Source organism: Acinetobacter sp. NBRC 110496, assembly GCF_000876115.1.
Classification (GTDB): Bacteria; Pseudomonadota; Gammaproteobacteria; order Pseudomonadales; family Moraxellaceae; genus Acinetobacter.
In genome coordinates, this window is the sequence record NZ_BBTF01000096.1 from 1 (window position 1) to 5,682 (window position 5,682).

The 5,682-nt window shown below is 41.7% G+C and carries 5 protein-coding genes; 2 read left to right on the top strand and 3 right to left on the bottom strand.

The window, feature by feature from the left end; translation table 11 throughout:
• Window positions 1-155: 155 nt before the first annotated feature.
• Both Aba26S_RS20345 and Aba26S_RS20350 read right to left on the bottom strand, forming a co-directional pair.
• Window positions 156-884 carry a VRR-NUC domain-containing protein gene (locus tag Aba26S_RS20345; protein ID WP_043974850.1) on the bottom strand — a complete coding sequence of 243 codons (729 nt, stop codon included), beginning with the start codon at window positions 882-884 and terminating at the stop codon, window positions 156-158.
• On the bottom strand, window positions 877-1,410 hold the full coding sequence (locus Aba26S_RS20350) for a PAAR domain-containing protein (protein WP_005244039.1): 534 nt from the start codon (window positions 1,408-1,410) through the stop codon (window positions 877-879). The genes Aba26S_RS20345 and Aba26S_RS20350 overlap by 8 nt, the downstream gene beginning before the upstream one ends.
• Window positions 1,411-1,650: 240 nt before the next feature.
• On the opposite strand from Aba26S_RS20350, the gene Aba26S_RS20355 reads away from it, so the two are divergent.
• Entirely contained in the window at window positions 1,651-4,188 is a 2,538-nt protein-coding gene (locus Aba26S_RS20355) for a sulfite reductase flavoprotein subunit alpha (RefSeq protein ID WP_043974854.1), read from the top strand.
• Window positions 4,189-4,310: 122 nt separating this feature from the next.
• The gene (locus Aba26S_RS20360; protein WP_005244043.1) at window positions 4,311-5,096 is read left to right on the top strand and encodes a YdcF family protein; all 786 of its coding nucleotides are present in this window, start codon (window positions 4,311-4,313) and stop codon (window positions 5,094-5,096) included.
• Window positions 5,097-5,117: 21 nt separating this feature from the next.
• Here Aba26S_RS20360 and Aba26S_RS20365 read toward each other — a convergent pair whose 3' ends face one another.
• On the bottom strand, window positions 5,118-5,600 hold the full coding sequence (locus Aba26S_RS20365) for a DUF2750 domain-containing protein (protein ID WP_043974855.1): 483 nt from the start codon (window positions 5,598-5,600) through the stop codon (window positions 5,118-5,120).
• Window positions 5,601-5,682: the final 82 nt, after the last annotated feature.

The following is a 5,682-nucleotide window of genomic DNA, read 5'->3' on the forward strand; positions in this document are numbered from 1 at the left end:
AAAATAAAGGACGGCACGAATGGCAGGGATTGCCCCAACATAATCTTCTGGACCTTGGGGAGTGAAAATACCTCCACCAATTGCGCCTTTTTCCTGTTGATCTGCCCAAACTTTATAATCTTCTTGATTTTTAAAATGCATAACTTTGTCCAAAATTACCAAGCTGGTGTTGGTTTAGGTAATGGGAAACGTGGTCGAGGGATTTTTCCTCTGGAAATAAAATATAAAAGTGTTCCAGCTACTGCAGCAGCCCAAGCTGCTGCAGTCGATACTTCGCTTGCATTATCGTCTTTTTGATTGCCGCAATCACATTCATTCGCATCTAGCTGTTTAACTTTATGTCGATTGCCTGCAATCTTTGCATATTCCTCTTTTTGAGTTTTTCCAAAATCATCAGTACCAAACTTAATTTCAACCACCTGTTTAATATTGTCTTGAGTGGGTGGTTTGGTGGGGTCTTTGACAATGACCACATCAGGTCGACGAACCATACCTTCGCCAGCCTCATAAGGATAGCCTTTGTCCTTTTCCCAGTATTTCTTAATCCACCCAGGAAGATAGTCATGAGCCTTAGTTAAAATTCCTTTGTCCATGATGGGTTCAGGGGGATTTTTATGCATGTCATAGTTTACTTCGGGCTTATAAGGGCTATGATGCCCCAAGAAGCGATCTAGTTCCTTTAAACGCTCAGATACACATGATTGGTACTGATTATGCCCTGCCTTACCTTTATTGGGTCTGGCATCACAATAGCAAATTGCCTTACAGATCACTTCTTTGTCTTGTGGGTCCAGTTGATCATTTCCAATAGCAACAACTTTAATTGTTTGAAGTTGAGCAGGTGCCGTTTTTAATGTTCCAAGAGGTTTTCCTTGTTCAGCCATTGTCTAATTCATCCACTAAATTGAGATGAATTTCTTGCTCAGAAGGCGTATAAATCCAATCAGTAAAGCCTTGATCATCACTTGCATACATCGTACTGGTACCATCAGCTAAAGTGACTCTTACACGACGATTCGTAATTGGTTGTCCTGTATTTTGATCAACCAATTGAAACCGCCCTGTATGATCTTCAGGTGGTGGTACTGTATCTTCACCTTCATCATTAGGATTCCCCATCAGTTGAGAACCAAAGGGTGAGCTTGGGTCTACAACCACCAAAAATGAACTTGGAAGGAGGGTTGCACCACATGCCGTTTTCATCGTAGCCAAAGCGACAGGATTACCATCAGGCAGGATAAAGTTTTCTGCGCCTTCAGAAATTGGGAACACACCTTTACATTTAGGACAGGCGACCATATAGCCTTTGCCCGCCATGCCAATACCATTAATTGAAATACTTGGGTGTCCTTGTATAACCACACCACCATGATCTGTCTTGCATCCTTGCACAATTATAGCCAGAGGCATATAGATATACTTATCATTGTTTTTAATTTAACTAAATTATAAACAATAAAAGCCACCTGTATACAGACCAATCAGTTTTACTAGTAAAAATACGTAACCAATATCCAAGGTGATATAAATTTTTATACCCATAAAATAAATGAGAATCAAAATCAATATTACCTGCAAAATCCATATTATGTTCTTATTCTTGGGTTATAATTTTTTACATGAATTCCATTATCTTTTCATTTTTTGACCATGTTTAAAAAAGTTTTCTTTCAGATCCATTGGTTTTTAGGGATTACCGCAGGGCTGATTCTCTCTTTAATGGGAGTCACGGGTGCAATCTACTCATACGAACCGCAAATTCTAAAGTGGATCAACCAAGACAGCTATGTCGTTGAAGTTGCTCAAACACCTAAACTTAGCCCTGCCCAGCTGTATCAACATTTCAATCAGCAACAACCCGAGATTGAAATTAACAGCATTACTATCGCTTCAGACCCCACAGCCTCTTCTACCGTCAATATTAAAAAAGAAGGTGCACGTCGTGGCTACAATATGATGGTTAACCCTTATACCGCAGAAGTCCTACCCGACATTAAGGGGCGTGACACGCTGCAATTTATTCAGCGTTTGCATCGTAATTTAACCGCAGGTGAGTTCGGTGCGCAGATTACTGGCGCATCTACATTGATGCTGATTTTCTTTGTTTTGAGTGGGCTTTATCTACGCTTTCCAAAGAAACACACTTTTAAACAATGGTTCTTTATTAAACCCAAACTGAAAGGCCGTAATTTTATTTGGGATCTGCATGCTGTAGTTGGAACTTGGGTAGTGGTGTTCTATCTGCTCTTTGCATGTACTGGCTTATATTGGTCTTATGACTGGTGGCGTGCCGGCATGTTCAAAGTCATGGGCGTTGAACAACCACAACGCAATCAGCATAATAATGAACGCGGCAAAGATAAACCACCAGAACTGGCCAAAGCACAGGTCAGCACCATCCTGACGCAAACATGGACTGGAGTAAATGCACAGATCGGCCGTGAATACTCAAGCTTGACCCTGAATATTCCAAAACGTGAAGATGCTAAAGTTGAGCTTTCCTTTGTTGATGCCATTCCTCAGCATGAGCGCGCACGCAATCAAGCGGTCTATAACTATCAAGAAAATAAATTTGAAAAGTTTGAACTGTATGAAGACAAAAAGCTCAATGAAAAAATCATGAGCAGTATGCTGCCTGTACATCGGGGTAGCTTCTTTGGTTCAACCTATCAATTTATTGCCATGCTGGCTTCATTGGCAATGCCACTGTTCTTTATAACAGGCTGGATGCTCTATCTAAAACGTCGCAAGCAGAAGAAACTCACTCTCGCAGCCCGTCAATCACTCAGCGCACAGCCAATTGATCCGAATGCCAAACCTTGGCTGATTACTTATGCATCGCAAACAGGCGTGGCTGAACAATTGGCTTGGCGTACAGCAACCAGCTTGCAAGAAGCGCAGCAGCCAACCACAGTCAAACCGATTCAACAATTGACGGAGCAAGACCTTTTACAAGCAGTACAGGTTTTATTTGTAATCAGTACCTATGGCACAGGTGAAGCACCCGATCTTGCCGCCAGTTTTAGCAAAAAACTGATGCAACAAGACCTCGACCTCAGCCAAATGCAATATGCAGTGCTTGCGCTGGGATCAAAAGAATACCCAGATAGCTATTGTAGCTTTGGTTATGCTGTTGATACGTGGCTAAAACAATGCAAAGCCCAAGCATTATTTGACTTAATCGAAGTCGATAATGCCAATGCCAACGATATTCAACGCTGGAATCAGGCCCTTTCAGTCGAGACCAAGCATGAACTACATGCCATGAATATCGAGAAAGTGTTTGATCAATGGACTCTCGCTGAACGCACATTGCTCAATCCGAATAGCTTAGGACAAGCCGCCTATAACATCGAGCTCAGCTCAACTTCAGATATGACTTGGCGTGCAGGTGATATTGCGGAGATACAACCAGCCAATAGTTTAGCTGAAATTCAAAATTTCTTGATCCAATATCAAATTCCAGCAAACAGTCTGGTTGAGTCATTGAGTCAAACAATTGAACAGCTGCTTTGGGATAAGAATTTACGGGTCGAGATTAAACCTTTCAGTACGCTTGAAGATTTATTGGAACAACTTCCAAGCTTACCGACACGTGAATATTCGATTGCCAGCATTCCTTCGCAGCAAATATTACGACTGGTGGTTCGTCAACAACAGGATGAACAAGGTCAACTTGGTCTAGGTTCAGGTTGGCTCACGGAGTTTGCCCAACTAAAACAAACAATTGCTCTGCGTATTCGCACCAATGAATCTTTCCATCTGATTGGCGATAACCGTCCAATTATCTGTATTGGTAATGGAACAGGCATTGCTGGACTCATGAGTTTATTACAGCAACGGAATCGACAAAACTATACCGCCAACTGGCTGATCTTTGGTGAACGTCAACGCGAACGTGATTTCTTCTATCAGGAAACCATTCAAGCTTGGTTAAACATGGGGAGCTTGCAACGTTTGGACCTCGCCTTTTCCCGCGACCAAGAACAACGCATCTACGTACAAGATATCTTACGCAGCAATGCCGATGAATTGCTAAAATGGATTGAGCAAGGCGCCGTAATCTATGTTTGTGGCAGTATTGAAGGCATGGCAAGTGGGGTCGATCAAGCGTTGAATGATATTCTCGGCGAGGAAACAGTAGATGAATTAAGGCAGGCGGGACGTTATCGTCGCGATGTTTATTAATTTTGTCCGATCTAAAAAACGAGTGCTAGTCACTCGTTTTTTTCATCAGACCATAAGAGAATTTGCCTTTCTCAGAATTTTGCATACACTTAGCACGATTCAAATCGACTACAATTAAGATTATGCAAATAAGTTCATGGGTTCGTATTGTTTTAGCCCTTATCGGTTCAGTCTTGTTCTTAGATGGCGCCATTCTCATCGCCTTTAAGAAGATTCATATCGGAACAGTACTCCCCTTACTGCTTGGTCTATTTTTCTGTCTTTACGCTTATTTTTATTATCATATTGAGCGTTTCTTTTTCTATCATTTTCGCCTGCACTCGATTTGGCGCTTTGGCTGGCTGTGCTTCTGGATCTGGGTTGTTAGCTTAGGCTATTTCTTTGATTATCTTTCTCACAATAATACTCAAGCGCAAACCATTTCTCCTGTTAAGGCTATTATTGTGTTAGGGAGTGGTATTGAAAATGGGCAACCTTCTGCGACACTGGCCAAACGACTGGATCGTGCTGCCCCGATTGCTTTGGCTCAACCACAAGCTAAATTGGTGATGACGGGCGGTATTGATTTTGGCGAAACCCAGAGTGAAGCCATCGTCATGTCAAACTATGTACAACAGCGCTATCAGATTCCTGCCTCTCAAATCATTTTGGAAGATCAAAGCACCAGCACCGAACTTAATCTTAAAAATAGCCAGCAGTTATTGCAGGCACAACAGATTAGCATTCAACAGCCGATTGCAATTGTGACCAGCGATTTCCATACCTTACGTGCAGCAGCCATTGCCAAGAAACAAGGCTATCGCGATATTACCATGCTTGGTGCAAGCACACCTTTGGCAACACGCTACAACGCATGGTTAAGAGAATACTTCGCCTATGCCAGTGGTTGGCTACTCAATGAATATTGATTGAGGACGCTCCTCCCGATCTCAAGATGATGCTGAGTTATGCAAACGAATATCGCGTGGTAACGGAAGTTTTAGCTCAGCAAATACATCTGGACGTTGCAAATAGATTTGGTACAGAAAATTATTAATATCCAATAATAAAGCATCTGGGGAAACCAAGATATTATTTCCTTCCGGGGTCAAGTCCAGAGATAAAATCGTATTATTTTCTTTTAGAAAGGGAATTATTTTTTCAATAAACGCCAATAAGGAGACTTCCTGAATCTCATATTGCACCCAATTGTCTTTAATCAATAACTTTGCCAAGCTTTTACTCTGCCAAACCGATAAAGCATGCTGGCCAGATGGTGTTGAGCATAGTGCCCAACCGTCATGATAGAGCGCAACCACCTGACGCTGTATAATAATATTTTGAATAAATTGACGATAGCTCTCTTTGAGCGAAGAATTGACGGGGGTAGCTTGAGATTTCGACGCAGCCTTGCGTTGATAAGGATTTCTCATAGAGTAAGTCTTATTAGAATCATTATTAATGCTAATAATAAAATAACTTTATAGTGATTACAACAATGAGGAATTTGAGAAG